27 protein-coding genes and 1 pseudogene are annotated in these 26218 nt (G+C 47.2%); 10 read left to right on the plus strand and 18 right to left on the minus strand.

The window, feature by feature from the left end:
* Positions 1-242: 242 nt before the first annotated feature.
* Positions 243-458 (plus strand): annotated as a pseudogene (locus GJB61_RS07265) (transposase); the annotation flags it as partial.
* A 161-nt stretch (positions 459-619) separates the two neighbouring features.
* On the opposite strand, the gene pfkA reads toward GJB61_RS07265, so the two are convergent.
* On the minus strand, positions 620-1591 hold the full coding sequence (gene pfkA, locus GJB61_RS07270) for a 6-phosphofructokinase (protein ID WP_154117801.1): 972 nt from the start codon (positions 1589-1591) through the stop codon (positions 620-622).
* Between the two features lie 64 nt (positions 1592-1655).
* Positions 1656-2738 (minus strand): tetraprenyl-beta-curcumene synthase family protein, encoded by a 1083-nt coding sequence (locus tag GJB61_RS07275; RefSeq protein ID WP_195724262.1) that lies wholly within the window; start codon positions 2736-2738, stop codon positions 1656-1658.
* A 190-nt stretch (positions 2739-2928) separates the two neighbouring features.
* Between GJB61_RS07275 and GJB61_RS07280 the strand changes: the two genes are divergently transcribed.
* Positions 2929-4182: an MFS transporter gene (locus GJB61_RS07280; protein WP_154117803.1), complete on the plus strand. Its 1254-nt coding sequence runs from the start codon at positions 2929-2931 to the stop codon at positions 4180-4182.
* 94 nt (positions 4183-4276) lie between these two features.
* On the opposite strand, the gene GJB61_RS07285 is transcribed toward GJB61_RS07280, so the two are convergent.
* Both GJB61_RS07285 and GJB61_RS07290 read right to left on the minus strand, forming a co-directional pair.
* On the minus strand, positions 4277-5020 hold the full coding sequence (locus GJB61_RS07285; protein ID WP_154117805.1) for a YebC/PmpR family DNA-binding transcriptional regulator: 744 nt from the start codon (positions 5018-5020) through the stop codon (positions 4277-4279).
* A 264-nt stretch (positions 5021-5284) separates the two neighbouring features.
* Positions 5285-5482 (minus strand): cold shock domain-containing protein, encoded by a 198-nt coding sequence (locus GJB61_RS07290; RefSeq protein WP_154117807.1) that lies wholly within the window; start codon positions 5480-5482, stop codon positions 5285-5287.
* Between the two features lie 173 nt (positions 5483-5655).
* Between GJB61_RS07290 and GJB61_RS07295 the strand changes: the two genes are divergently transcribed.
* The 6 genes from GJB61_RS07295 (at position 5656) to GJB61_RS07315 (ending at position 10360) form a co-directional block, all read left to right on the plus strand.
* Complete coding sequence (locus GJB61_RS07295) at positions 5656-5889, plus strand: hypothetical protein (RefSeq protein WP_154117809.1); 234 nt, start codon at positions 5656-5658, stop codon at positions 5887-5889.
* 6 nt (positions 5890-5895) lie between these two features.
* Positions 5896-6066, plus strand: a complete 171-nt coding sequence (locus GJB61_RS31135) for a hypothetical protein (protein WP_195724263.1) — start codon at positions 5896-5898, stop codon at positions 6064-6066.
* A gap of 209 nt (positions 6067-6275) precedes the next feature.
* Positions 6276-8066 carry an oligoendopeptidase F gene (pepF, locus tag GJB61_RS07300; protein ID WP_154118168.1) on the plus strand — a complete coding sequence of 597 codons (1791 nt, stop codon included), beginning with the start codon at positions 6276-6278 and terminating at the stop codon, positions 8064-8066.
* Positions 8067-8154: 88 nt separating this feature from the next.
* Positions 8155-8475 carry a LapA family protein gene (locus GJB61_RS07305; protein ID WP_154117811.1) on the plus strand — a complete coding sequence of 107 codons (321 nt, stop codon included), beginning with the start codon at positions 8155-8157 and terminating at the stop codon, positions 8473-8475.
* Between the two features lie 21 nt (positions 8476-8496).
* Positions 8497-9540, plus strand: coding sequence for a M42 family metallopeptidase (locus GJB61_RS07310; RefSeq protein ID WP_154117814.1), 1044 nt, complete (start codon positions 8497-8499; stop codon positions 9538-9540).
* Positions 9524-10360, plus strand: coding sequence for a hypothetical protein (locus GJB61_RS07315; RefSeq protein ID WP_154117816.1), 837 nt, complete (start codon positions 9524-9526; stop codon positions 10358-10360). The genes GJB61_RS07310 and GJB61_RS07315 overlap by 17 nt, the downstream gene beginning before the upstream one ends.
* A 72-nt stretch (positions 10361-10432) precedes the next feature.
* On the opposite strand, the gene GJB61_RS07320 is transcribed toward GJB61_RS07315, so the two are convergent.
* From GJB61_RS07320 to hemE, 10 genes are all read right to left on the minus strand, one after another.
* Positions 10433-12370 (minus strand): ABC-F family ATP-binding cassette domain-containing protein, encoded by a 1938-nt coding sequence (locus GJB61_RS07320; protein WP_154117818.1) that lies wholly within the window; start codon positions 12368-12370, stop codon positions 10433-10435.
* Positions 12367-12990 (minus strand): TetR/AcrR family transcriptional regulator, encoded by a 624-nt coding sequence (locus GJB61_RS07325; protein WP_154117820.1) that lies wholly within the window; start codon positions 12988-12990, stop codon positions 12367-12369. The genes GJB61_RS07320 and GJB61_RS07325 overlap by 4 nt, the downstream gene beginning before the upstream one ends.
* Positions 12991-12994: 4 nt before the next feature.
* Positions 12995-13801: a DUF92 domain-containing protein gene (locus GJB61_RS07330; RefSeq protein WP_154117821.1), complete on the minus strand. Its 807-nt coding sequence runs from the start codon at positions 13799-13801 to the stop codon at positions 12995-12997.
* Between the two features lie 33 nt (positions 13802-13834).
* Complete coding sequence (locus tag GJB61_RS07335; RefSeq protein ID WP_154117822.1) at positions 13835-14458, minus strand: fumarylacetoacetate hydrolase family protein; 624 nt, start codon at positions 14456-14458, stop codon at positions 13835-13837.
* A gap of 37 nt (positions 14459-14495) precedes the next feature.
* A complete protein-coding gene (locus tag GJB61_RS07340) occupies positions 14496-15227 on the minus strand; it encodes a glycerophosphodiester phosphodiesterase (protein ID WP_154118169.1) in 732 nt (243 codons plus the stop codon).
* Positions 15228-15356: 129 nt separating this feature from the next.
* Positions 15357-16736 (minus strand): CapA family protein, encoded by a 1380-nt coding sequence (locus tag GJB61_RS07345; RefSeq protein WP_154117823.1) that lies wholly within the window; start codon positions 16734-16736, stop codon positions 15357-15359.
* A gap of 513 nt (positions 16737-17249) precedes the next feature.
* A complete protein-coding gene (locus GJB61_RS07350) occupies positions 17250-17468 on the minus strand; it encodes a hypothetical protein (RefSeq protein ID WP_154117824.1) in 219 nt (72 codons plus the stop codon).
* Positions 17469-17667: 199 nt separating this feature from the next.
* On the minus strand, positions 17668-19161 hold the full coding sequence (gene hemG, locus GJB61_RS07355; RefSeq protein ID WP_154117825.1) for a protoporphyrinogen oxidase: 1494 nt from the start codon (positions 19159-19161) through the stop codon (positions 17668-17670).
* Entirely contained in the window at positions 19158-20111 is a 954-nt protein-coding gene (gene hemH, locus GJB61_RS07360; protein WP_338115696.1) for a ferrochelatase, read from the minus strand. Before hemH ends, hemG begins: the two co-directional genes overlap by 4 nt.
* A 21-nt stretch (positions 20112-20132) precedes the next feature.
* Positions 20133-21206 carry a uroporphyrinogen decarboxylase gene (hemE, locus tag GJB61_RS07365; protein ID WP_154117826.1) on the minus strand — a complete coding sequence of 358 codons (1074 nt, stop codon included), beginning with the start codon at positions 21204-21206 and terminating at the stop codon, positions 20133-20135.
* A 225-nt stretch (positions 21207-21431) separates the two neighbouring features.
* Here hemE and GJB61_RS07370 point away from each other — a divergent pair, with 225 nt between their 5' ends.
* On the plus strand, positions 21432-22652 hold the full coding sequence (locus GJB61_RS07370; protein ID WP_195724264.1) for an MFS transporter: 1221 nt from the start codon (positions 21432-21434) through the stop codon (positions 22650-22652).
* 12 nt (positions 22653-22664) lie between these two features.
* Here the strand turns inward: GJB61_RS07370 and GJB61_RS07375 are convergent, their stop codons facing one another.
* On the minus strand, positions 22665-23294 hold the full coding sequence (locus GJB61_RS07375; RefSeq protein WP_154117827.1) for an O-methyltransferase: 630 nt from the start codon (positions 23292-23294) through the stop codon (positions 22665-22667).
* Between the two features lie 114 nt (positions 23295-23408).
* Here GJB61_RS07375 and GJB61_RS07380 point away from each other — a divergent pair, with 114 nt between their 5' ends.
* Positions 23409-24548: a THUMP domain-containing class I SAM-dependent RNA methyltransferase gene (locus GJB61_RS07380; RefSeq protein ID WP_154117828.1), complete on the plus strand. Its 1140-nt coding sequence runs from the start codon at positions 23409-23411 to the stop codon at positions 24546-24548.
* Positions 24549-24640: 92 nt separating this feature from the next.
* On the opposite strand, the gene GJB61_RS07385 is transcribed toward GJB61_RS07380, so the two are convergent.
* From GJB61_RS07385 to GJB61_RS07395, 3 genes are all read right to left on the minus strand, one after another.
* Entirely contained in the window at positions 24641-25465 is an 825-nt protein-coding gene (locus GJB61_RS07385) for an aldo/keto reductase (RefSeq protein ID WP_154117829.1), read from the minus strand.
* A gap of 166 nt (positions 25466-25631) precedes the next feature.
* Entirely contained in the window at positions 25632-25871 is a 240-nt protein-coding gene (locus GJB61_RS07390; RefSeq protein WP_154118172.1) for a YuzB family protein, read from the minus strand.
* Position 25872: 1 nt separating this feature from the next.
* Complete coding sequence (locus GJB61_RS07395; RefSeq protein WP_154117830.1) at positions 25873-26175, minus strand: HesB/IscA family protein; 303 nt, start codon at positions 26173-26175, stop codon at positions 25873-25875.
* Between the last annotated feature and the right edge of the window lie 43 nt (positions 26176-26218).

Below are 26218 nucleotides of genomic sequence, written 5' to 3' on the forward strand. Positions count from 1 at the left end.
GAAATGGCTGCTTGGGACAGCTCTTTTTTTGGAGTCAGATAGACGTTGCGCTTGTGAGGACGCTCCGCGAACGGACCGTTGTTCCAATCGCTGTGGTCTCCAGATTTTTTTTATTCCCCTTAGCGGCGAAAATCCGGAGACCAAGGCGAACGCTATCGCTTTTCCACAATCGTTCCGTCCTCTCCGCTGTTTAAGCGGGAATCGTATCTACAATCCTTCTAAAAATCAAAAAAAATCAGAAATTTCTACGAAGTCAGGAAGGTTACGCCTTGACCGTGCGTAGAATGACAGAACCGGAGAGTGTGTTTGGACAACTGAAGAACAACCGGGGCTTCCGGCGATTTCTGCTTCGCGGCATCGAGAAAGTGACGCTTGAGGTCGGGTGGCTTTCGCTTGCTCACAATCTCCTGAAGCAAGCAACAAATGACCAAAAAAGCAAAGCAGCGATTCCCCAATGACGGGTGAATCGCTGCTTTGCTTGCTTCTTATGGTTTTAAGATGAAGAGAACTGTCTCCCGTCATAGAAAATCTACTTATGGGACAGCCCCTTATTTCAATTCATATTAAATTGTGGCACCACATAAGAGGACCCTCTGGTAATACGATATAAATACAGAACCTATTGGGAAAGACGGGAAGCCAATTCGTACAGCTCCAGATCGAAATCTTTTTTCGTATTCACAACTGTATCTATATCTGTAAGCGTCAATTCTCCTCTAATAATGCCACAGGCTTTATCTGACTCACCTTCGATCAGACTACGCACAGCAAAGTCGCCGAGACGGCTAGCTAAATTGCGGTCTGCTGGAGTGGGAGTCCCCCCACGCTGAATATGTCCAAGAACAGTAACACGTGCGTCCAGAGAAGCATGACGGTCTTTCAATGCCAGTGCTACATCCTCGCCTTTACCAACGCCCTCTGCAACGATTACGATACTGTGACGTTTGCCTCTGGCAAAATTATCACGCATACGGTCAGCAACCTCATTCAGATCATAAGGCATTTCCGGAACCAAAATGGTTTCAGCACCGGAGGCAAGGCCTGCATGCAGCGCGATATCACCACAATGACGTCCCATAACTTCTACAATGGAAGAGCGCTCATGCGAAGACATGGTGTCACGCAACTTGTTGATGGCATCAACAACAACACCTACTGCTGTATCAAAACCAATCGTATAATCCGTGTAGGAAATATCGTTATCAATAGTGCCTGGCAAAGCCATCGTGTTAATGCCCAGTTTGCTGAGTTTGTTGGCCCCTTTGTAAGAACCGTCTCCGCCGATAACCACAAGTCCGTCGATACCCATTTCGTTCAGAATATCTGCACCCTTTTGTTGGCCTTCAGGCTTCAGGAACTCCAAACAGCGTGCGGATTGCAAAATAGTGCCACCCCGTTGGATAATATCGCCAACACTGCGCAGATCCATAGGGAAAATATCACGGTTCAGCAGGCCTTGATACCCGCGTTGAATCCCGTAAACCTCAACCCCAAAGAAAATTGCGCTCCGCACAACCGCACGAACGGCAGCGTTCATGCCCTGTGAGTCTCCCCCACTGGTTAATACTGCGATTTTTTTAACTTTAGTCATCCTGTTGTTCCTCCTCAAAATTGTGTGAAGCCATCTCCTTCTTACGAATGACACTCCACAGCATTTAGTACATGTGTTTACGTATCCAACGGCTGTTAACGAAAAAGAACAGTCTCGTAAGCGGACTTCCTTTCATTAGACGTTTAGATACGGAGCGAACCTCCCGCTGTTCGCTAACTTTAGGATCAGATAAATACAATGCCAGCAATCCCTCAATAACCATGCGATGCATAGAAGTCTCAGGAAGATTCCGGACATCCTTGCGGGCCCACTCCACAATGGAAGCAATCCGATTCAGCATGATATCAGTGTTGTCATAATAATTGCAGAAATTGAGATCACCACCAGCCCGGTCCTCATCCTGATCAATTAGGTAATCCAGCATAATGTGCAGTCCGCACACATTAGGGAAATACGCGGCTCGAATAGATGCCGACGCGCTCAGGCTTAGCTTGGGATCACATGAGGCCAGAAAAAGCATAAAAACACCCAGAGTAGATCCCGTGGCCGCCGCAAATTCATTCCAATGCAAATGTGGTGCACGGTGACCCTGCTGCTCCCACCATTCCTTCAGGGCAGTTTCCCTGAGTTCTGGCCGGATATGCTTATAAACCTGTAAATCCGTATAGAGTACGGCCAGTTCACGAATTTCCAATGCTGCTGCGGAATAACCCGGCAGTTTGGCAAGCATCTCCTGACATTTGCGGACTAACCTGCACAAATACCCGCCGTCGTTCTGTTCGCTGCGCAGCGCATAATAATTAACGGGCTCAGCGGCCGGATCAATGGCATCCAGCATAGATTGATGCAACAGCCTGAAATCGGCCGGATCTAACGAAGTACTGCGATCACATAGGTTGTCCAAATAATCACTGATCGTTTGATAAGCAACAATAAGCGGAATAAGTATATGTCTCATAGACAAATTGCCGGCGGCATAAATACCGCCGCCTTCGCAGTGAAACTGTTTCGTTTCAAGGCTGGCAAGCGCTTGCTTCCGGAGTTCAGGATCGGGAATCCCTTCCGCATCTTGGCGCCAGAAACGGAGACATTCTCTCACTTCTGGCAGAACGTACTTGTAGACCCTGCTCATAAGCCCAATCGGGCCGCGAGGGCTAAGGTAACGGCCTTGCTCAAATTCACTCAATGACAGTGCCTCCACATTGTTGTCTCCTTATCCAAATCATCATTATTATAATATGATCAGCGTATTTGTACAAACAACAAAATCACTTTCGCAAAACTATGAAACATTCAGAAATACAACATTTTAACAAACATGATTCCAGCGCTTTATGCTATACTAGCCGTATTTGATATTCGGAGGAGTGCAATTCATGCTTTTAGATCGGACCAGCGGCCGTTACAGTGATCAGAATTGGCTGCGTTCCTTTATGTTTACTCTTTATGGTACCAGTGTCCTTGTGGTATCTTACTTCCCTTTATTTTACACCCATTTAGGCTTCAGTAGTTCACAGGTGGGGTATTTGTATTCCCTCGGACCCCTTATTTCTATCCTGTCCAATTTGTTCTGGAGTATGGTTAGTGACCGGCTAGGCACAATTAAGAAGATTTTGGTTATTCTGCTTGCTGGACAATTAGTCACTTCTCTTCTGCTGGCTAGAGCCACCGACTTCTCTTCTGTCATGCTTATTCTTTCTTTTTTCTATTTCTTCTATTACCCTGTATTACCACTTGCTGATACTATGGCTATCAAGATTGCTCAGCGTCATGGGCGCAACTTCATTACAATTCGTGTGTTCGGCTCACTGGGCTATGCCTTTTTTGCTTTGACGGTCGGATATGTACTGAGAACTGTGGGTTCCTCTTGGAGCATGGTCGTCTGCATTATCATCATTGTTGCAGCATTGTTTCTGACCTTTTTCTTAAAGGATGTCAAGAGAACTACTGAAAATACCCGAAACACGGACGAAGCTCTCGATACATCAGCTAAGGGAAATGGCCTTAAGCAAATTCTGCTGCAAAAAGAGGTGCTGTGGTTCTTCGGTTGTGTCTTTGTCCTCGCGCTGGGGCATCGAATGAACGAAGCTTTTCTTACGATCAGCTTAAAGCAAATGGGCGCAGGTGAGCAAGTTATTGGCTGGGCGCTGCTCGCTTCAGCATTGAGTGAGATTCCTATATTCTTTCTGCTTAGTAAATACGGTGACAAATTCAAAGAACTCCCGTTGCTAGCCTTTGCCAGTCTCATGTATGCAGTTCGTTTTTATCTGATGTCTGTAGCACATCATCCGGACTCTATCATCGCCATCCAAGCTATGCATAGTGTTTCTTTCGGCGTGTATTATGTAACGGCGGTCCGTTATATAACGCGGATCATTCCCGACCACCTCCGTGCAACGGGGCTTGCTATCTTCACTGTTGTATGGTCAAGTGTAGCTGGACTGCTCAGTGGTACATTTGGCGGGCTTATTTTTGAAGAAGCCGGACGTTCAACTTTTTATCTAGTAGCGGTGTTCTTCTCTCTTGTAGCATTTATCGGCTTCTTGGGAAAATATTTATTCGACTCTAGCCTCGATCCAGTACGCTATTTCAAAAGTAAAAGAAAACCCTTAGATAAGTCTTCATCATAAATGCTAGACTACTATCTTATAGTATAAAAGGCCTTCGCCTACCCATCGTAAGGGTTTGCAAAGGCCTTTGCCATATGTACACTAGCACAAGCTGTTATCCGATGCGTTCCATTTCTTCATCACTAATCTCAAAATTGTTGAATACATCCTGAACATCATCATTATCCTCGAAAGCATCCATCATCTTCAGCAGTTTCTCTGCATTCTCACCCTCGACAGCAATCGTATTCTGCGGAATCCAGCGTACCTCTGAACTTGCAAAATGGTATCCCTGGCCTTCCAGTTCTACTTTAACTGCCTCAAGTTCATGTGGATGGGTCAGAATCTCGAAGCTATCCTCGGATACAGTCAAATCATCCGCTCCGGCTTCCAGCACCTGCATCATTACAGTATCTTCATCCAAGCTATCATACACTTCGCGGTCAATGGTCAGAACGCCCTTCTCATCGAACATATAGGACACACAGCCTGATTCGCCCATGTTCCCGCCCCGTTTACTATATATGGACCGCACATCAGCGGCCGTACGATTGCGGTTATCTGTAAGGCACTTCACCATAATGGCTACGCCACCGGGGCCATAACCTTCATAGTAAATTTCTTCATAGTCCACGTCCTCGTTGCCACCCGTGGCCTTCTTAATCGCCCGTTCGATATTATCGACCGGCATATTAATCGCACGTGCGCTCGCGATTGCCGTCTTGAGTCCGAAATTTGCATCCGGATTGATTCCGCCTTTGCGTGCCTGCACATAAATTTCGCGGGCCAGCTTAACGAATTTATTATTTTTGGCTTGATCGGCCTTGCCTTTACGATCCTTAAATAATTTAAACTTCATGACGAAACGCTCCCCATCAAATATGACTTTCAAATTACATTCTTCATACAAAAAGCACTATTTATAGTTTATCATTCTATGACACCTGAGGTCAAAGCAGGCTAGAAGAAATCAGCCACAATTCCACATAGATATCTGTTTATGGCCATTAAAAAAACACAGTTCCCGAAAGAACTGTGTGTTGGTTAAATCGATTGGTTACTAAATAATTGCAACCTCATAACATATATTTACAGCTGACAGTTAAACTGCCCTTGCTGTTTCTTATAATTTAACTACGTTTGCTGCTTGGGGTCCACGATTACCATCAGTAATATCGAATTCTACGGTTTGGCCTTCGTCTAGCGTCTTAAATCCATCACCTTGAATTGCTGAAAAGTGCACGAATACATCCTCGCCGCCATCAACCTGCAAGAAACCATAACCTTTTTCTGCGTTAAACCATTTCACTGTACCTTTCAAATGAACAACCTCCTAAAAATAGCGCCATATATGGCGTATGCTTACATTATACTCCAAATTATCCTTCGGATCAATCCAACTTTTCCCTCAATATGTTGATTTCATTTGCTTTTCCCTTCTCCCGTGCGTTATCATTGAGCCAAAAGTCAAAAATCGCCAGGGTGGTAATGAAAATGATAAAAAAACATGAAATATACAAAACAGATAAGTGGAATATGATGACGGTAGAAGTTCAGGGCCGGTATATCATCCTCCGGGAAATATCAGATCAATGGGGCGAAGAGACTCATACCTTCATGAGCCGTCCAGCTATGATGCAATGGGTCAATAACCGGTTCAACAAAGAGTCCTATAAAGATAATGAAGAAGAATACAAAAACATTATTACAGCTTTCAAACAGGTGTAGCCCATTATGGACAGTGAGAACCTCACGATTTATATAATTTCCGTCCTCTGTCTGGGCGCAGTGCTGATTATGGCAAGGGACCGTGTTCCGCAGCAGTTGAAGCGGGGCATGGCCCTGACTGCGGTCATAATGATTCTTCTGGCTTTTGTCTTAATTATCTATACCTTTTTAGCATAACTTCCGCATAACGCAGCCCAAGGATTAATAATCATGATTTGGCAGGGCATACTAAGCTGACCTAGAACTAGGAGGCGGCCGTCATGTCCATTACAACCAAGTCTCTTCCTCTTTTGCTTGCGCTTAGTCTACTGCCTGGTGATTGGTCATCCGCAGTGCTGCAACGGGAGAATGCACCTAATTCATCTCATCATTCGAGGAGGATTTCCATGGAACAATTATTGAAGAGAAGTGAAGTGCCTGCTGAGAACCGCTGGAAGCTTGAGGATATGTTTGCTTCACAGAAAGAATGGGATGCAACATACGCTGAAGTAAAGACTGTTATTAAGAAAGCTGCGGATTTCCAAGGAAAGCTCGACTCCCCTGATGCGCTTAAGGAATGCTTCAAGCTGGATGACAAGCTGTCACAGCAAACGGAGCTTCTGTATGTTTATGCTCATATGCGCCAGGATGAAGATACAGCAAACTCCGTCTATCAAGCTCTTTCCCAAAAAGCGAAGCAGCTCAGTGTGGAAGCCGGTGAGGCCCTTTCTTTTGTTACACCGGAAATTCTTGCCTTGCCTGTCGAGAAGCTTGATGAATTCATTGCTGATCCTGATCTTTCCGACTATACCTTTACTTTAAAAGAGATGAAACGTGAGAAAGCTCATGTTCTGTCCAAAGCAGAGGAAGCCTTGCTCGCCCAGGTAGGCAACATCTCCCAGGCTCCGCAGAACATCTTCGGCATGCTGAACAATGCGGATCTAAGATTCCCGAAGATTAAAGATGAGAGTGGCAAGGAAGTTGAGCTTACTCACGGAAGTTATATCAAGTTTCTGGAAAGCCCGGATCGTGAGGTTCGCAAGAACGCTTTTAAAGCAGTCTATGAGACCTATGGTAAACAAAGAAATACAATCGCCGCCACACTTAGTGCGAATGTGAACAAAAATGTGTTCTACTCACGTGTTCGCAAGTATCCGTCCGTTCTGGAAATGTCTCTCTATGGTGACAATATTCCTAAAGAGGTATATAGCAATCTAATCGACACGATTCATGAGAGCCTGCCGTTAATGCACCGGTATATGAAATTGCGCCAGAAGCTGCTCGGTGTGGATGAGCTACATATGTACGACCTGTTTGCTCCGCTTGTAGATGAATATAAGCTGGATATTACCTTTGAAGAAGCCAAGAAGATTACGAAGGAAGGTCTTAAGCCGCTTGGTGAAGACTATCTGAATGTGCTTCAGGAAGGCTATGACAATAGCTGGATCGACGTCTACGAGAATGAGAACAAACGAACCGGTGCGTACAGTTGGGGAGCCTACGGCACCCACCCTTATGTACTGCTGAACCATAATGATAATCTCAACAGTATGTTCACGCTCGCGCATGAGATGGGTCATGCCCTGCATTCTTACTACTCGGATAACACACTGAAGTATCGTGATGCGCAATATACGATTTTCCTGGCAGAGGTTGCTTCTACGACAAATGAAGCGTTGCTAATGGATTATTTGCTGAATAAGTCAACTGATCCGAAGGAAAAAATGTATCTGCTCACCTACTATGCCGACCAGTTCCGCACAACCGTGTTCCGGCAAACGATGTTCGCCGAGTTCGAGAAAATTATCCACAAACGTGCTGAAGACGGTGAAGCACTTACAGCCCAGGATCTCTCGAAGGCTTATTACGACCTCAACGTTAAGTATTATGGCGAAGGTATGGTTGTTGATAAAGATATCGAGATGGAATGGGCTCGGATTCCACATTTCTATAACAGCTTCTATGTTTACAAATATGCGACTGGCTTCTCAGCAGCAACCAGCTTTGCCAAACAGATTCTTGAGGAAGGCAAGCCTGCGGTTGACCGTTATCTTGGCTTCCTGAAGAGCGGTGGCAGCGACTATTCCATTAATATTTTGTCAAAGGCCGGTGTGGATATGTCTTCACCAGCACCGATTCGTGAAGCGATGAGTGTGTTCGAAAGCATTATCTCGCAGATGGAACAGTTGACCAAATAAGTGGGAAAGTTTACTATTAGACTAATCCCCTGCCCATAATGGGCAGGGGATTTTATACTGTCACTACAGTCTCGAGGAGGAAAATTCGATGAAATTTCAATGGTCACTTATTGCGGGTTTAATCTTTGCACTGCTGATAGCTCTGTTCGCAGTCATCAACGTAGATCCTGTTGAGGTCAACTTCGGCTTTGATGTTGCCAGTATTCCGCTTATACTCATCATTGTTGGCTGTGCCTTAATCGGCGGCGTCATTGTCGGTTCTTTTGGCATTCTTCGCCAATACAAGCTGCAGAAGCAAATCAAGGTCTTAACTGCTGAGCTTGCGAAACTCCAAGATGTAAACAACTCACTGGAAACCCTAAACATTAATAATGAAACCCCAACTGCTGATAGCACGCCTCAGCTTTAAGGAATCAAGGAGGACTAACCCATGCTTAGCATACAACCCAATGAAGATTATATTCTTACCATTCTGAAGAAATTGCTCGACACCCCTAGTCCCAGCGGTTATACCGCACAGGTGATGCATCTTGTGGCTGAGGAAGCAGCTGCGCTGAACGTACCCCTTACCTGGAATGAAAAAGGTGGGGTAATATTATCAGTCGCAGGACTTGATCCAACCCGTACGATCGGAATCAGTGCACATGTGGACACCCTTGGTGCCATGGTTCGTTCGGTTAAATCAAACGGCACCTTACGCCTAACCTCCGTCGGCGGATTTACGATGCATAGTATTGAGAATGAATACTGCATTATCCATACCCGCAGCGGCAAGACCTATACAGGTACGATTCTAACCAGCCATCCTTCCGTCCATGTCTATCCCGATGCACGTGATTTCAAGCGCCAAGAGGAGAATATGGAAGTGCGTATCGATGAACTGGTGTCGTCCAAAGAAGATGTACTTAAGCTTGGCATTTCCGTCGGTGATTTCATTTCCTTCGATGCCCGTGCGGTTATTACGCCGAGTGGCTATATTAAATCGCGTCACCTGGATGATAAAGCTAGTGTTGCGGCATTGCTTGGCCTGCTGGAAAGTATGAAACGCGAGGGCTGGAAGCCTTTGCATAACCTCTCTCTGCTTATCTCTAATTATGAAGAAGTTGGACATGGGACAGCCTGGATTCCTGCTGATATAAATGAAATGATCGCGGTAGATATGGGTGCGATGGGCGATGATCTGAGCTGTAAGGAAACGGATGTCTCGATCTGTGCAAAGGACTCTTCGGGACCTTATGATTATGTTATGACAGGTCGTTTAGTTGAGCTAGCTAATACGTTGGCAATTCCTTATGCTGTGGACATTTACCCTATGTATGGCTCCGATGCTTCTGCCGCACTTAGAGGGGGAAACAATATTCGTGCTGCCTTAATCGGCCCAGGAGTTCATGCCTCACATTCCATGGAGCGGACACATAAGCAAGCGGTAATAAATACTGCCAAGCTGCTGGCCGCTTATGTCGGCGAGCACTGATACCAGCAGCCCCATTTCCAAGCTGCGGCAGCTTTGGGAACGCAAGCACTGGCTGATAGTCATTTCAGCCTTGCTGCTGGCGGTTATTGTGATCGTGGGATCTGTTCTACTGTTAACATCACCGCCACAGAAGGAGGTCTTTGACGGCCTCCCTCATTCCTATACCTATATGGAGATCACAACTCCGCAAAAGGTACAGCTGCATATGATGTCCCTTAACCCTGATGACATTCTTCTTAAGACGGCTGGAACACCACTGCGCCAGGTAGCGGCCTACGGCATTAATGGTGGATTTTTTTATGGTAAGGATCTCTTATCCATTTCCATTATGAATGACAACCCAGTGAATGGAGCCAAAAAAGCCTATGGTTCAGGGTGGTTTAATGCCAAGTATACGCGGGGAACCCTTGTCTGGGATGCTACTAGCCGCAAATTTTCGGTGCAGGTGGTCTCCTCAGGAGATGAACTAATCGTTGCTGACCGTAACCATTACTTTGCTCAAGGCGGCATCAGTATGAACCTTGGACACGAGGAGCTATGGGAAGCAACGGCTACCCTAGAGCACCTGCCTTATGCCGATGAGAGACGGATGCGCTCAGGCATGGTATATGATAATGCAGACAAACTGTGGTTAATTGTCACGCCAACACTCTGTACGGCCGCAGAATTCCGTACAGCCGTGCTGCAGAATGTTCCAGGTGAGGACCGTGAGGGCATTTACCTCGATGGAGATGGCTCCTCACAGATGAATGCCGCGGAGGTCGTGCTGACCGGCGATGAGCGTTCGGTAGTGCAGATGATTGCGGTGGCCATCCACTAACAATAACGAAAACAAGCTGACACCTGATAAACCGGTGTCAGCTTGTTTTTTATTAAGTCTAATCATCAAAGATTAAGCCCTACCAGCGATTCTCTCCGCCAGTTCGCTTAGATACGTCCAGCGTTCCATGAGGCGCTCCAGCTCTGCTTCAGCTTGCTGCTGCTTCTCTGTAAGCTCCTGCAGCTTAGAAGAGTCAGCAAAGGCGGCTTCCATCTTGGAGTTAATCTCAACGATTCGTGCCTCTGCCTGTTCAATCTCTTTATCGATCCCCTCATATTCACGCTGTTCCTTGAACGTGAACTTGGGTTTCTCCGTGCTTGACTGAGCAGTTACTACGTCGGCTATAGGTTCAACTGGTGCGCTAGGGATAGAGCTTATTTCTCTTTTGTTAGTGGTTGAATTGCGGACTTGGACATTCTTGGCTAACCATTCTTCATATTCGGTGTAATCACCCACATGAAGCCGGATCTCCCCGTCTTCAAAGGCAATGAGTTTATCCATGGTACGGTCCAGGAAATAGCGGTCATGTGAAACTGTGAAGACAACACCAGGGAATTCATCCAGATAGTCTTCCAGTACAGCCAATGTACCGATATCCAGATCATTTGTCGGTTCATCCAGCAGCAACACATTGGGTGCGCCCATCAGCACACGCAGCAGGTAAAGACGTCTTTTCTCACCACCGGACAGTTTGGAGATCGGCGTCCACTGTATGGCGGGTGGAAACAGAAAACGCTCCATCATCTGGCCTGCCGTAATCAAGCTGCCATCGGCAGTCTTAATGACTTCAGCCTCTTCCTTCACGTATTCAATCGCCCGCAGACTTTCATCCATATCCTGATGCTCTTGCGTGAAATAGCCGAGCTTCACTGTAGTCCCAAGCTGAACCTCACCACTGTCAGGTTCAATTTTACCGGCAATCATATTAAGCAGCGTAGATTTGCCGCTACCATTCGGTCCAATAATACCTACCCGATCTTGGGGTACTGCAATATAGGTTAAATCTTTAATAAGCTGACGACCATCGAGTGCCTTGGACAGACCCAGGATTTCAATTATTTTGCGACCCAGACGTGTTGAGCCCACGGAAATATCCAGAGCGCCAGCGGAAGCATTCCCCTGAACGTCCTTCAGCTTCTCATAGCGATCAATTCTGGCTTTCTGCTTCGTTGAACGAGCTTTAGGCCCACGGCGAATCCAAGCCAACTCCGAACGCAACAGCATTTTACGCTTCTGTTCAGCTGAGGCTTCGCGTTCCTCACGATCGGCCTTTAACTCGAGAAAACGCGAATAGTTCGCTTCATAACGGAACAAGCGACCTCCGTCCAGTTCAAGCATCACACCAGCAACACGATCCAAGAAGTAACGATCATGCGTGACCATTAATAATGCGCCGCGTCGTCTTTTTAGATATTGTTCCAACCAAGATACGGATTCTGTATCAATATGGTTAGTAGGCTCATCCAGGATAAGCAGCTCTGAAGGTGTAATCAGTGCTGCCGCTAGAGCCACACGTTTGCGTTGACCCCCGGAGAGTGTGTCCATTAGAGCATCAAATTGAGTAATGCCAAGCTTCGTAAGTACACTCTTAGCTTCACTTTCCAAATGCCAAATATCCGCCGAACCAATATCATGTCCAATCTGTACCAGCTTGTCTTCCAGCTTAGAATTCCCTGGGTCGTTCTCCAAAAGAGTTAATGTCTCCATATATTCACGCATCATTACCAGCTCCGGTACATCACCAGCAAAAACCTGCTGCAGCACCGTATTGGCAGGATCATAAGGCGGATTCTGAGCCAAAGTCATAACTCTTATACTATTCCCAATCGATACTTTGCCTGAATCTGGTGTTTCCAACCCGGCAATAATACGCAAAAAGGTTGATTTTCCCGTACCATTCACACCGATAATGCCGATCTTGTCCTGGTCTTCCATACCAAATGAAGCTTCGCGGAACAGTACTTTTTCTCCATAGGTTTTGGAAAGATTCTCCACAGTCATAATATTCATTCTATATCCTCGTTTGCTATATTATTTTCTTTATCATCCTCTGCAGGATGCAGGTTATTCATGGCTCCCTTACTGAAGAGGCTGGCGGCAAACTTGGCCCGCTTAAACGCATCGGCTTCAGTAAAAGAAGGGTCAAACAAAATATCCATTTTGAGACGATCCAGCATACCAATGTAAGACTGTGCCATCAATTCAGGCTCGGATGCCCGGCCTTCCAGCAGCACTTTTACAACCGCCTGCATGTATTGTTCCATAAAAAGCGCCATATACGCCACTAGCTCCGGGTTATTGTTAGGAGCAAGAAAAAAAAGCTTTGTATGTTGCTTGCGCTCATAATAATAGAACATATGATGCTCGGCGATCACTGATAGCTTATCTGTAAAAGTAGTGTGATCCTGAAGTTTGTTCTCCAACTGCTGCAGATATCCCTCACAATCACGGCGCGTTACCGCCATAAACAGATCTTCTTTGCTTTTGAAATATAAGTACACAGTACCCTTGGCAATCCCGGCCTTCTCCGCCACATCCGACATCTTCGTTTCGTAAAAACCACTTGAACCGAAAAGCGTATGGGCAGCATCCAGAATTGCCGTGTGTTTGTCATTGGATACGTTGCTCATCGGTTCACCCCCAAAGTGCGCCAAGCATCAAAGCAATGGCACCACCAATAATAGAACTGATTGTATTGACTGCATCATTGCTCATCCAGCGCCAGCCCCGGGCGTGCACAGTAGGGGCACCGCAATGCGATTCGCCTTCCACGATACGGCCGCATATGGTACAACGGTTCATCTGCTGCACGGTTGCACCAAGGACAGAGTCGGCAAAAGCACCCGCTAGACCTCCGAGCAGCCCTGCCAGCGTAAGCAGCCAGAAGGAATGGTCCTGCATCCCAGAGGCTGCCCGTAATACCCAGGAAGCGGCACCTATTAGGACTCCACCGCCGGCGGCGGCAAGAGTACCCAATAGCGAGACAGCACCAGATGCACCTGCCTGAAGAACTTTACCCGTCAGAACAGATCGTGGCAACTTCTTGCTAAGCGTGCCAATTTCCGTGGCCCATGTATCCGAGGTCACGGTAGCCATTACACCGATGAACAGAAATCCCCACATTTCCATAGGGAAAATCGCATTCAGCAGAACCAGCAGCATGCCGATCCCCCCGTTAGCGAAGACCTGTCCGGCATCACGCCGGCCCGTTTTGGCGTACGTTAACTCCAGCTCGGCTTTATTATCATGGCGAAGCTTGGACAGCAAACTTGAAGAAATGAAGAACACCAACAAAATACCGAACCAAAAAGCATTCCCGGCACCGAAATAAATAGTACCCATCATTACTGCAGCAAGCATACCGGAGAGGCTTAGCGATTGCCTCCAATAAGCCACTCCGGCAACAAACAGGGCGCCACAGGCGCCGAGGACCCATAACATATATTCAACTCCTGCTTGATCTAAGTACCGTTCTTAACCGATCAGGCAGGTGCCCATCAGCTTGTCGCCCCAGTACAGCTCGAACGAGTCACCGGTTACGGTTGGTCCCACACCTGCCGGAGTCCCTGTAAATATAATATCATCTTTGCCCAGTCCATAGCGTGCCGCTATAAAATCAACAATCTTCTGGAGTGAAAAAATCATATTCTTCACATTTCCGCGCTGTACTTCCACACCATTCTTCAATACAGTAAAATCTGTTCCTTCCAGCTCTTCCTTGTCAGGAAAAGCTATGTAAGGTGTCAACGGGGCAGCATTCTTAAACCCTTTTGCTGCGGTCCAGGGGAGCCCTTTTTTCTGCAGATCATTATGCACATCCCGCAGCGTGAAATCCAGCCCAAGCGCCATCACATCTACCAGTTCTTCGACAGTTATACCCAGAACGTAATCCCGTGCAATACGCAGCACAAGCTCTCCTTCATAATGAACCTGCCCAGCATCCTTGGGAAGCTCAATAATCGCTTTATCGAGGGAAACAGCCGCATGAGAGGGCTTCATAAAGATCAGCGGTTCCACTGGCACTTGATTGCCAAGTTCCTCCGCATGTTGTTTATAATTACGTCCAACACAATATAGGTTATTAACAGCAGCACACATTAGACATTCAGCTCTCTTTCCCATCGATCGTTAGTATTTAAACCTTCAAGAACGTATCGCCCCATATATCCGGACGGTTCGTACAGATCATTATATCAGACTGCATCTCCGCAAGGCGACGCATCTCCTTCGCCTTGTCCACCGTCCAGGCCATAATCTTCACGCCACGCTCGGCCAGAAGCTTAGCCAGTTTCGGATTTAGCCGTGCAAAGCTAATCGACAGAAAGGAGCAATCCAGCTCCTGCAGCTTTCTTGTTGGATCACCCAATCTGGAATCAAAGATCAACCCCGTCCGGAAACGGGAGTCAAGTTCTTTAACTCTTTGCAATGCACCGGCATCAAACGAAGTCAGCACAACCTCATCACGCATGCCTTTAGAGGAAACAAGCTCCATAACAGCTTTCTCAAGACCCGGGTACAGATTACCTGATGTTTTGAGTTCAATGTTTAAATGCAGCCTGCCGGAGGCCAAAGAGAGGACTTCTTCAAGTGAGGGTATCTTCTCGCCCCGAAAAGCGCGCCCCTTCCAGCTCCCCGCATCCAAGCGCTGCATAAGTTCCCAATCCATATTCTTAACCTTACCGTGTCCGTTAGTCGTTCGATCCAATGAGAAATCATGAATGACAACGGGGACACCATCCCTTGTGAGCTGAACATCAAGCTCCATCCAACGTACATAAGGCAAAGCAAGTGCTAAGCGAATAGCTGCCATAGTATTCTCAGGGGCTTTGCCGGAAAACCCCCGATGGGCTACACATATGTTGTTCATCATTAGGCCTCCAGCAAGATGAAACGGCTTCGCCGTCCCTTTATATGGACGGCACCCGTTTCTTCGAGAAATATAAGGATAAATTATGGAGTGAAACACTTATATATCAAAAAATTCTCTGTTAGAATCTTACCTGTTCACTTGCTTGACCTTACCATCACTGCCGATAGTAATAAGTCCAGCGGAGAGGGACTCCAACCTCTTGAGCAAAAGCTGCCCATCGACTTCATTCATAGGCACAGACTGGGCCAGTTCAGCATCCATAGGCTTCAGCTGTAATGAACATTGCCCTTTTTTGGTGCATTCCGCTTGGAAAATTGCCGTCTCCCAAGTAGCAGGGACAGTTGATCTCGTAAATATAAAATTGCCGGTACTATAGGCTATCCACTTGCCTTTATAGGGTTCAATCCCCTGCAAGACATGCGGATGACCTCCAATAACAAGATCTGCTCCCGCATCAATAAAGCTGCGTCCGAGCGATTGCTGAACACTATCATACTGTTCAACCCGTTCCTTGCCCCAATGGACAACGACAACTACCATGTCAGCTGATTTCTTGGCCTGAGCAATCGCCTTCAACCCTTCTGCACTATCATAAACCGAAGCGACTCCCGGTGAGCGCATTCCAGCCATCCAATCCGACTGTGGAATTACTCGCGTAAAGCCAAGTACAGCAATCTTTATACCATTGCGTTCAAAATATTGCGCCGAATAAGCTTCCTTGCTAGTTAGACCAGCGCCAACATAAGGTATTCCCCTTTCGCTAAGATTACTCAGCGTATCTTCAAGACCCTGCACACCCTGATCCAGGGTATGGTTATTCGCCAGATTCACGGCGTCTACTCCTGCCGCCTTCAGTGCATCCAGCGCTTCCGGTGCTCCCTTGAATACATATTGCTTATTAGCGGCCATTCCGCGCGTGGTGATCGGTGTCTCCAAATTGAGTACCGTCAGATCGTCTTGCTTAAATAATCCATTCAACCCCGCATAGGAGTACGAGTAACCCTTCTTGTCGAGCAGTTCACCCACTTTACCGGAAAAAATAGCGTCTCCCGCAAAATTAAGTGTCACTGTACTCCCGGCGGCATCCTCCTCGGAAAGTCCTGAGGCTACGCCAGAGCCTTGGGAACTGTCTATATCCGACACAGGTGCTTCCGTGGGAGCCGCAGGTGGTTCCGTCTCCAGTGCCTCGGTAGGGGTGCCATCCATTAGCGGTGATGGTGAAATCTCAGGAGCCTCTACTGGAACTGAAGGTTCAGGCGTTGCTGTCGCTTCGGGTGTCGGAACAGCCGTAGGTGCCAGAGTTGGATCTGGAGACGGTGATACCAAGGCCTCACCTTGTTGTGGAGGTGAGGCAGACCCTTCACTACCGTTTGAACTTATAAAATAATAGGATAAAGCAGCGGTTATCAACAAAAGCAAACTTGCGTTAATCCATATCCATGCCGTTCTGCGGCGGCGTTTGCTGGTATGTTTACTTTGTCGTGAACGTGATCGCGGCGGATACATGGGTACTGGTGATCTCCTTTACACTCAAATAGTTTCTATAACAAACCATATAAATTAGGTGAAACATAGTATAAATTTGTTTTGTTAAAACCCACTTATGTAATTTCCCTGTGATTTTATTTAGTGGGTTCCCTCATATATGTTAAGTCTTTGGTACCCCCCCGTCAACCTTAGCACTTCCAGCTTCCGCCTCAGATCAAGCTGCGAAACATGCCCTTGCGACTGACTTCCTGGGTTGGATTGATTGTCGAGCATCAGAAAGTTCCAAAAATACAACTGCCGGGGTTTCTACTGGTCAATACGATTTATCAGTTTTAGGGGATGAAAACAAGTAAACCACAACTATTTCTTTCTATTACATTAGAGTGCTTCTTTATCACCAATGAATTTCACATCGTCTATAGCATGTACAAAAAGCCCACCAGCCGAAGCTAGTGGGCATAATATTAATACTCTGCGCATAGATCAAATCATTTTTGGCATAAAAAAAGCCCCTCCAATGAGCGACCCATACTACTGCTTCATTTGGCTTAATGCCTCTAAGATATTTCCCTTTAAATATAAGTGCATCACAGGTAATACAACTTCCTTAGCACCAAACACTTGAACGCCTTGAGTACGTGCCTCTGTCTCTACCGCCTCAACAAATGACATACTATTATCTTCGACATTCACTCGGATGTTATGAACATCCCATAGATCAAGAATCAGCGTATTGTTTGTCTGTTCCATAGCAGATAGCTCCTTTCGGCATTTTCCCCATTGTGTCATAATACATCAGATTTCGCCATGAAATATTTAACAAACTTTATAATGAAAACGGTTGATTTATTCCAAAACGCTTGAAAATCTACTTTTATGAGAATCATCAGAATCAATTGAATTAGTAGGCAATAAATAACCCCGCTATATTCAGCAGGGTTAATACAAATTATCTTCCTCCTGTAACAGGATTAATCTCATTAGTTAGGTCTCTCACTAAATCCTTGGCAGCACTTTCCGCTATAAGTTTGGCCTGCTTTATGCAATCCGGCATACCAATGCCGTCATATCCGGCTCCAAAGGCATACACACCAGGCATTGACGTAGTTAGTTCGCTGCGCAGCTTGGCAATGTTCTCCGGATGTCCGACGGGATACTGAGGCATGGAATGCGTTAAGCGAGTAATCTCTGTGAACAAAGGTTTGGCCGTAATGCCCATGATTTCCCGCAGGTCCTTGCGCACCAGCTCCGTCAGGGCCTCATCTGGAAGCTGAACATTCTGCTCATCCCCCGATCGCCCAACATAGCAGCGCAGCAGCACCTTATCCTCGGGGCTTGTATGCAGCCATTTGGTAGATGTCCATGTGCAAGCTGTAATATTGCGTCCTTCCTTGCGTGGAACAAGAAAGCCTGATCCATCATAATCACTGACAATATCCTTCTTCGGAAAAGCCATAACTACATTCGCAACGGAAACATAATTCACAGCATCCAGTGCGGAAACATCCACATGTGTGCGCAGAAGATCTGCGGCAGCGAAATTGGGTACCGTAATGTAAATATCATCGGCAAGCAGCCGTTCGCCATTCTCCAGCTCAACCTCATAACGAGAAGTGTCTGCAGTTACTACAGGCTCTCCATTTACTACATTAGTTGTCCGAGCTGTAATGGAGACTGCTCCGGTGCCGGTCCGCTGTTCTACATCATGCAGCTCATGAATTAAGGCGTGCACCAGACTCTGCAGTCCTTGGCGAAAGGTTAAAAAGGCGCTTTTCTTCGTGCCTGTGTGTGTCTCTGCGGGCTTACGCCCAGTAGTCATGCCGCGAATCAAACTTCCATATTGACGCTCTACCTCGCCGAATTGCGGGAAGGTAGCCTGCAGGCTGATCTTGCGCATATCACCGGCATAAATACCAGCTAAGAGCGGTTCGGTCATATTCTCCAGCACTTCTGTACCTAGACGGCGCTCTATCAGCTGGCCTAGTGACTCGTCCTCACTGCTGCGCCGCGGCGGAATGATGAAATCCATCATAGCCCGCATTTTGCCGCCAAAAGAGACCAATCCGCTTCTAAGAAACGGCCGAAGCTCTGTAGGAATCCCCAGCACCAACCCAGCTGGCATCGGATGCAGCTTGTCACGCTGCAATATATAAGTCTTCTTGGCATTTGGATTGGTCGTCACCAACTCATGATCAATCTCCAATTCCTTGGCCAGATCACTCATCGCTGTTTTGCGGGCCAGGAAGGAGTCTGGCCCCTTCTCAATGACGAAGCCGTCACGGTGCAGTGTTTCGATCTTACCACCGAGCGTCTTCGTTTTCTCAAGCAATACAATGTCAGGCTTAAAGCCTGCTTCCTTATAATACTTGCGTACATAAAAAGCGGCGCTGAGGCCGCTTAAGCCTCCGCCAATAATAACTATCTTTCGGGGTAAGCCAGTCATAACTGGTTTACCTTCATTTGACTTACCTGAGTACGTACCACATCACTTAGTACCGACATATAAGCTGGATCGCTATTCAGCGATTCAATACGCATCAGGCGAATATCCAGCTCAGAGGCCACGGCTTGTGCTTCAATATCAAGATCATACAGCACCTCCAAATGATCAGACACAAAGCCGACCGGTGCCACTAATACGTATTTCACCTGCTCGTTGCTCAGTTCCCGGAGTGTAACAAGAACGTCAGGTCCAAGCCAAGGCTCGGCTGTACGGCCAGCACTTTGCCACGTGAATTGCCACGTGGTTACACCTGCTTGCGCTGCAATAGCTGCTGAGGTTTCCAGCAATTGATCACGGTAGGGGTCACCCATGCTCAGAATGCGTTCCGGCAGACTATGCGCACTGAACAATACCCGAACCTCATCGCGCTTTGCCCCAGCCTCCTCGAATTGATCCAGTCTGGCTGATACTCTTTTGCTCAGAACGTCGATCAGCTCTGGATGCAGGTGGTAGCTTTCCACAAAGCTCATCTCCACATGGCAGGCATCTGCCTTTTCCTGTGCACGCTTGATGTAGGTGCCCACGCTCATACTGGAGTAATGGGGAGCTAGTACGATGCCAACTGCTTGGGTAATGCCATCTTTAGCCATAGCCTCCACTCCATCTTCAATAAATGGATGAGCATGCTTAAGTCCCTGATAGCAGACAAATTCAAATTTCCCACCATTATCGCTATTCAGCGCGGCCTGCAATGCATCAACCTGCAGGTCTGTATTCTTGCGCAGCGGAAATACACCGCCCACAATAGCAGCATATCGATCCTTTAGTTCTTTAAGCTGCTCCGCAGATGGTGAATTGCCACGCCGGATATGTGTGTAGTATGCTTCCACACCTTCCAGACTTTCAGGAGTACCGTACGACATGACTAGAACACCTATTTTAATTGCCACGAATTCCCAACCCCTTCTACACTAGCTATTTAAATGAATAGAGAGCTTTGTCGCTTCTTTTATAACACTCTGCGAATATTCGTGGATATACTCGGTTAACTCCCTTAGTTTATCAAGTGAAGCCTCAGGGTATAGTCCGTGTCCCAGGTTAAATATATAACCCGGCTTCTGCAGTCCTTCATCAATCAGTTCTTTGGCGCGTTCCTTCAAAATATCCATTGGCGCTGTCAGCAGATAGGGATCAAGATTGCCCTGAACAGCGAATTTCTCTCCGATTCTGCGCCGTCCTTCAGTCAAGCTAACACGCCAATCCAGCCCGATTACATCCGCCTGAAGATTCGTTAGGGTGGGCAGCAATTCACCTGAGCTTACCCCAGGGAAATATATTTTCGGTACATCCAGATCTGATAATTCAGCAAAAATCCGGGAAATGGTTGGCAGCACATAAGTCTCGAAGTCACGGGGTGCAAGCGTACCCACCCAGCTGTCGAACAATTGGAATGCCTTGCCTCCACTACGTACATGGCTGCGCAGATAGGTGATAACCATATCACCAAGCTTGTCCATCAGCTTCTCCCAGACACGGGGTTCATTGTACATCAATGCTTTGGTGCGGATATAGCTCTTGGAGGGTCTGCCTTCGATAAGATAGCTGGCAATGGTAAACGGCGCACCCGCAAATGTGATCAGCGGCACATCCAGTTCCTTGTCGAGTATAGCTATCGTTTCCAGAATGTGACTGAGATCGCCTTCAACATCAATCGGCTTCAATCTGTCCACATCTGCTGCAGTGCGAATCGGATTCTCAATTACCGGGCCGATATCCTTGACGATATCAAACTTAACTCCAATAGAAGCGACCGGATTCATAATGTCAGAATACAGAATAGCTGCATCCACACCTAGCTTGCGCACGGGCATCATTGATATTTCCGCGGCCAGGTCAGGTTGTTTGCAGATTTCCAGCAGTGAATATTTTTCCTTGATTTTACGGTACTCGGGATCATAACGGCCAGCCTGCCGCATGTACCATACGGGAACGTGCTCCGTGTCCTGCTTTCGGCAGGCGCGGATAAAAGTGTCGTTGTAGGTCATGATAAGATCTCCATTAGATTTGATAAAATATTTGTAAACGCTATTACCTATTATGCCCTCTTTAAAAGTAAGTAACAACTGCTTCAGCCCATTCGGAATGACAATCCAATGACATTACTATGATAAGTATTGCACCGCCTACTCTTAAAAATATGATATACTGATATAATGTCAATTTTTCGTGAGTTATTTATTGCTTAATCTTTTGAAAGGAAGTGAAGCACTTTGAAGAAGTGGGAGACCTGGAAAGTCAACCTCATGGTGCTTTGGTTCGGCCAATTTCTAGTCAATGCTGGGATGACGATGATCACTCCCTTTCTCTCCCTTTATCTTGCCAAAGATCTCGGTGTAGTGGGCGAGCATGCGATTGGAATATGGGCCGGACTCATTTTTGCCGCAAACTTTCTGACGTCATTTCTGTTTCAGCCCTTGTGGGGCAAGCTTGCAGACAAATATGGACGCAAAATCATGCTCCTGCGCTCAAGCTTCGGCATGGCGGTAGTCATTCTGTTAATGGGCTTCGCCCAGACGCCGATGCAGTTGCTGTTGCTGCGTTTGCTGAACGGCACCATTGCCGGGTTCAATCCGGCATCAATTGCACTCGTCTCGGCCACAACGCCAAAAAAAAATATGGGCTTCGCCATGGGACTGATGCAGTCCGGCTCTGTGGCCGGTACCATTCTTGGACCGCTCATCGGTGGCGGACTTGCCGATTGGATCGGCTTCCGCCCGATCTTCTATGTCGTTGGAGCCTTGCTGTTCGTCGCTTCCCTGCTGGCACTATTCCTGGTGAGGGAGAAATTCGACCGTGTTGAAGCTGCACATGAGCCTCAGGTTTCAGTGCTGGCTGGCTTGAAGGAGCTTGCCAAAATCCCACAGCTGCCTGCACTATTCGGAGTAACCTTCCTGCTGCAGTTTGCAATGATCAGCCCAATGACGCTGCTGCCACTTTATGTAGAAAAGCTGCACGGCTCAGCCGTAAATATCGCCTTTTTGGCGGGAATGGTCAGCGCGGTCACTGGGCTCTCCAATATGATCGCTTCTCCAGTGCTTGGCAAGCTAAGCGACAGGGTGGGGGCACACCGAATTCTCACCTTTGCGCTGATCGGTGCAGCCGTATTTCTCATTCCACAGGCATTCGTCACCAGTGTCTGGCAATTGATTGCAGTCCGTTTCCTTATGGGGGTCTTCATGGGCGGCCTTCTGCCAAGTGTTAATGCACTTATCCGATCCTATACCCCTGACGGCAAGGAGAGCCGGGCCTTTGGCTTCAACAGCAGCACGCTCGCCCTTGGCAACATGTTGGGAGCCATCATTGGCGGCTTTCTGTCTGGCTATATCGGGATTGAAGGTCTCTTCATCCTCTCCGGCATTTTCCTGCTGATCAATACAGTGTGGGTACGCCTGAAGTTGTACAAAAAAACTGAGCCACGGTTATTTCGGTAGCCCTAGCTGCTGTTAATTCACAATAGCCAAGGCTAATCCATCGTAGGCTGGTAAGAGTGTACTGGTCAGCCGTTCGTCACGGGCCATCATTTCATTGAAATGGCGCATCGCCTGAATAGCAGGTCCGTTCCGATCCGTATTGAGTGTACGTCCGCGCAGAAAAATATTGTCTCCAGCAATGATCGCCCCAGGTCGTGCCAGCTGTATTGCATATTCCAGATAATTCGGATAATTTTCTTTATCTGCATCTATAAAGAAGAAATCGAATTTCTGGCCTTCTGCTGCAAGGTTGCCCAAGCTCTCCATAGCAGGGCCTACTCTGTATTCTACAGCATCACCGTAGCCAGCAATTTCTAAATGTCGTTGCGCGAGTGCAGCGTAATCAGCCTTCAGCTCAAGCGAGGTCAGCTTCCCTCCTGACGCCAATCCACGGCAGAGGCAGATGCCGCTATAACCGCCAAGAGCTCCAATCTCCAAAATACGGGATGAGCGCGACAAGCGGACAAGCATGGTGAGCAGTCTTCCATATCCGGGAGTGACCGAGACGGGCGGCATCCCACTTTCGAGGATCGCTTGTTTTACATTCAGCAAGATTTCGTCCTCCGTATAAAGATGTTCACTGTATTCTTCCTGGTTAAGCATAAATATTCTCCTTTTCCTATAAAATGACGGGCATTGTGAAGTATCCCGCATTCACCTATACTTATTGTACTGGCTTTATGTATTTATCTACAAGTTAAACGGAGTTGATCACATTTGAGCAAATTTCAATTAATCGCTACCGCCCCTATGGGTTTGGAAGCTGTCGTTGCACGAGAATTAAACGAGCTGGGTTATGAGACCACGGTCGAGAACGGACGGGTATTGTTCAGCGGTGATTACATCGATATTTGCCGCTGCAATTTATGGTTGCGCACATCCGATCGTGTATTAGTTAAAATGGGCCAATTCCCGGCCAAAACATTTGATGAGTTGTTTGAAGGCGTTAAAGCCATTGACTGGGAAGACTGGATTCCGGAGAATGGAGAATTCCCTGTTGAAGGCCGGTCGCATAAATCCCAGTTGACCAGTGTACCCGCTTGCCAAGGGATCGTCAAGAAAGCCGTTGTTGAGAAGCTGAAGCTTTCTTACAGTACGGACTGGTTCCCTGAGACTGGACCTCGCTATGTCATTGAGATGATTCTTTTGAACGACATTGCCTTAATCACCCTTGATACTACTGGTCCTGCGCTGCACAAACGCGGCTACCGCCGACAGGCAACGGAAGCTCCGCTGAAGGAAACCATGGCAGCTGCCCTGATTCAGATCAGCCGCTGGAACGGCCATCGTCCCCTGTATGATCCATGTTGCGGCACAGGTACACTATTGATCGAAGCCGCCATGATCGCTTGGAATATCGCGCCAGGACTTCGGCGTTCATTCCCGTCTGAGCATTGGCCGGATATTCCACAGCGTCTGTGGGAATCAGCCCGGGAGGAAGCCTTCGACGCCGTGCGTGATGATTATCCACTGCAACTGACCGGCAGCGACATTGATCCTGCTGCCATCGAGCTTGCGGAAGCCGCTGCCAAAAGTGCTGGTTTATCCGGTGAAATCACCTTCAAGGTGGGCGCTGCCGCCAAAGTAAGACCGCAAGGCGAATATGGCTGTATTATCACCAACCCGCCCTATGGTGAACGGATCAGTAGTGAAAAAGAAGTAGAGAAGTTGACCCGTCAATTTGGTGAGATGATGCTCTATCTGCCGACCTGGTCTTTCTTCGCTATTAGTCCATACAAGGAATTTGAGCAGTATTACGGTCGCAAGGCTGATAAACGCCGCAAGCTGTATAACGGGCGCATTGAATGCCAGTATTACCAATACCTTGGCCCGCTGCCGCCGAGAAACCAAAATTAATTCCTCCAAGATGAGATATAAAAAAAGCCTTAGACTCCGTGCTCTGCACGTTGTCCAAGGCTTTTTTTGGGTTGCAGCTGACCCGTAGCTTTCTAGAAGATCAGCTTGTCCGGATCTGTACCGATCCGTTCGCCAGCGTCCAATCCGCTTACAGCGTTCACTTCATCTTGTGTCAGCTCGAAATCGAAGATTTCACTGTTTTCTTTAATTCTGGATGCTGTGACCGATTTCGGAATGATGACAATCTCATTCTGCAGTCCCCAACGTAAAATAACTTGTGCAACGGTTTTGCCGTATTTTTGGGCAATGTCTATCAATAGTTCATTCTCTTGAAGTCTGCCTTTCATCAGCGGAGCCCAAGCTTCGATCTGTATATTGTGCAGAGTGCAGTAGTCATGCAATTCCTTCTGGATAAAACGAGGATGCAGTTCTACCTGATTGACCGCTGGCACAGTGCTGCTGTCCTTCATAAGTTCCTCTAGATGGTGAATCTGAAAGTTGCTGACGCCAATGGCCCGGACACGACCTTCTGTATAAAGACGCTCCAGCGCACGCCAGGTATCCTTATATTTGTCTTTTCCTGGCCAATGAATTAAATACAGATCAATAAAATCAAGTCCCAGCTTCTTGCTGCTAGTCTCGAAAGCGCGTAATGTCGTATCGAACCCTTGATCCTCATTCCAAACCTTAGTAGTGACGAAAAGACTGTCACGGGCCACACCGCTAGCGGCAATGGACTGACCAACTTCCTCTTCGTTGCCATATACCGCAGCGGTATCAATACTCCGGTACCCTATCTCAAGTGCGGTGGATACTGCATTAGCTACTTCTGTCCCCGCCGCTCTAAAGGTACCCAGTCCAAACCAAGGCATGTTAATCCCATTGTTCAAAATCTTCGCATCAGTAATGTGCTTCATAAGATTCCATTTCCTCCTGTGTAACCTGATTTTTACCCAATCTATTAATTATACCATGCTAATCCTTTCTAACCAAAAGCGGACAACTCCTACAACGCAAAACACCCCCGCACAAAGCTGTGCAGAGGTGAGGAGACCTAATCTTAAGTAGGACTTACATATATAATTATTTCTGAACAGCTGGATGCTTGACGAAAGCTTCCACTTTCTTCAGTACTTCATCCTCAGTTGGAGCACTGATATAACGGCCGTTAATAAACACGAAAGCCCGTTTGCCGCAGGGGCCGCAGTATGACTTACAGCCGATCTTGATCTCGGCGTCAGGCGCCATCTTGCGCAGTTTCGGCAAGATGCTCTTCATACTCATGAAATTACATTCATCACACACTTGAATATCATTAGCCATGTTAGTGGTCGCCGTTATTCCCTTTAGACGGATTAGTAATAACAAAACCTTCCTCCGGCAAGTAGAGGTAATCGATCTTTACGCCGTCAAGTAAAGGTTGATTCGGATCTAGAATAACATCGATTTCCTTATCTGTGGAGACTACTACATCAGTCTTCTTAGGCGTGTCCAAATCAAGACCGTAGTGGGCATGATCACCATGAGCATGCGTAATAGTGACGCGCAGCTTCAATTCGCTGTTTCCTTCAAGTTCCATTTGTTTCTTTATCACTTTAGCCGCATTGCGGGTAATTTTGACATTCATCTTCATTCCATCTCCCGACACCTATAATTTAAATACTCAATAA

Origin of the sequence: Paenibacillus monticola (assembly GCF_009664975.1) — a bacterium.
Lineage (GTDB): Bacteria > Bacillota > Bacilli > Paenibacillales > Paenibacillaceae > Paenibacillus_AQ > Paenibacillus_AQ monticola.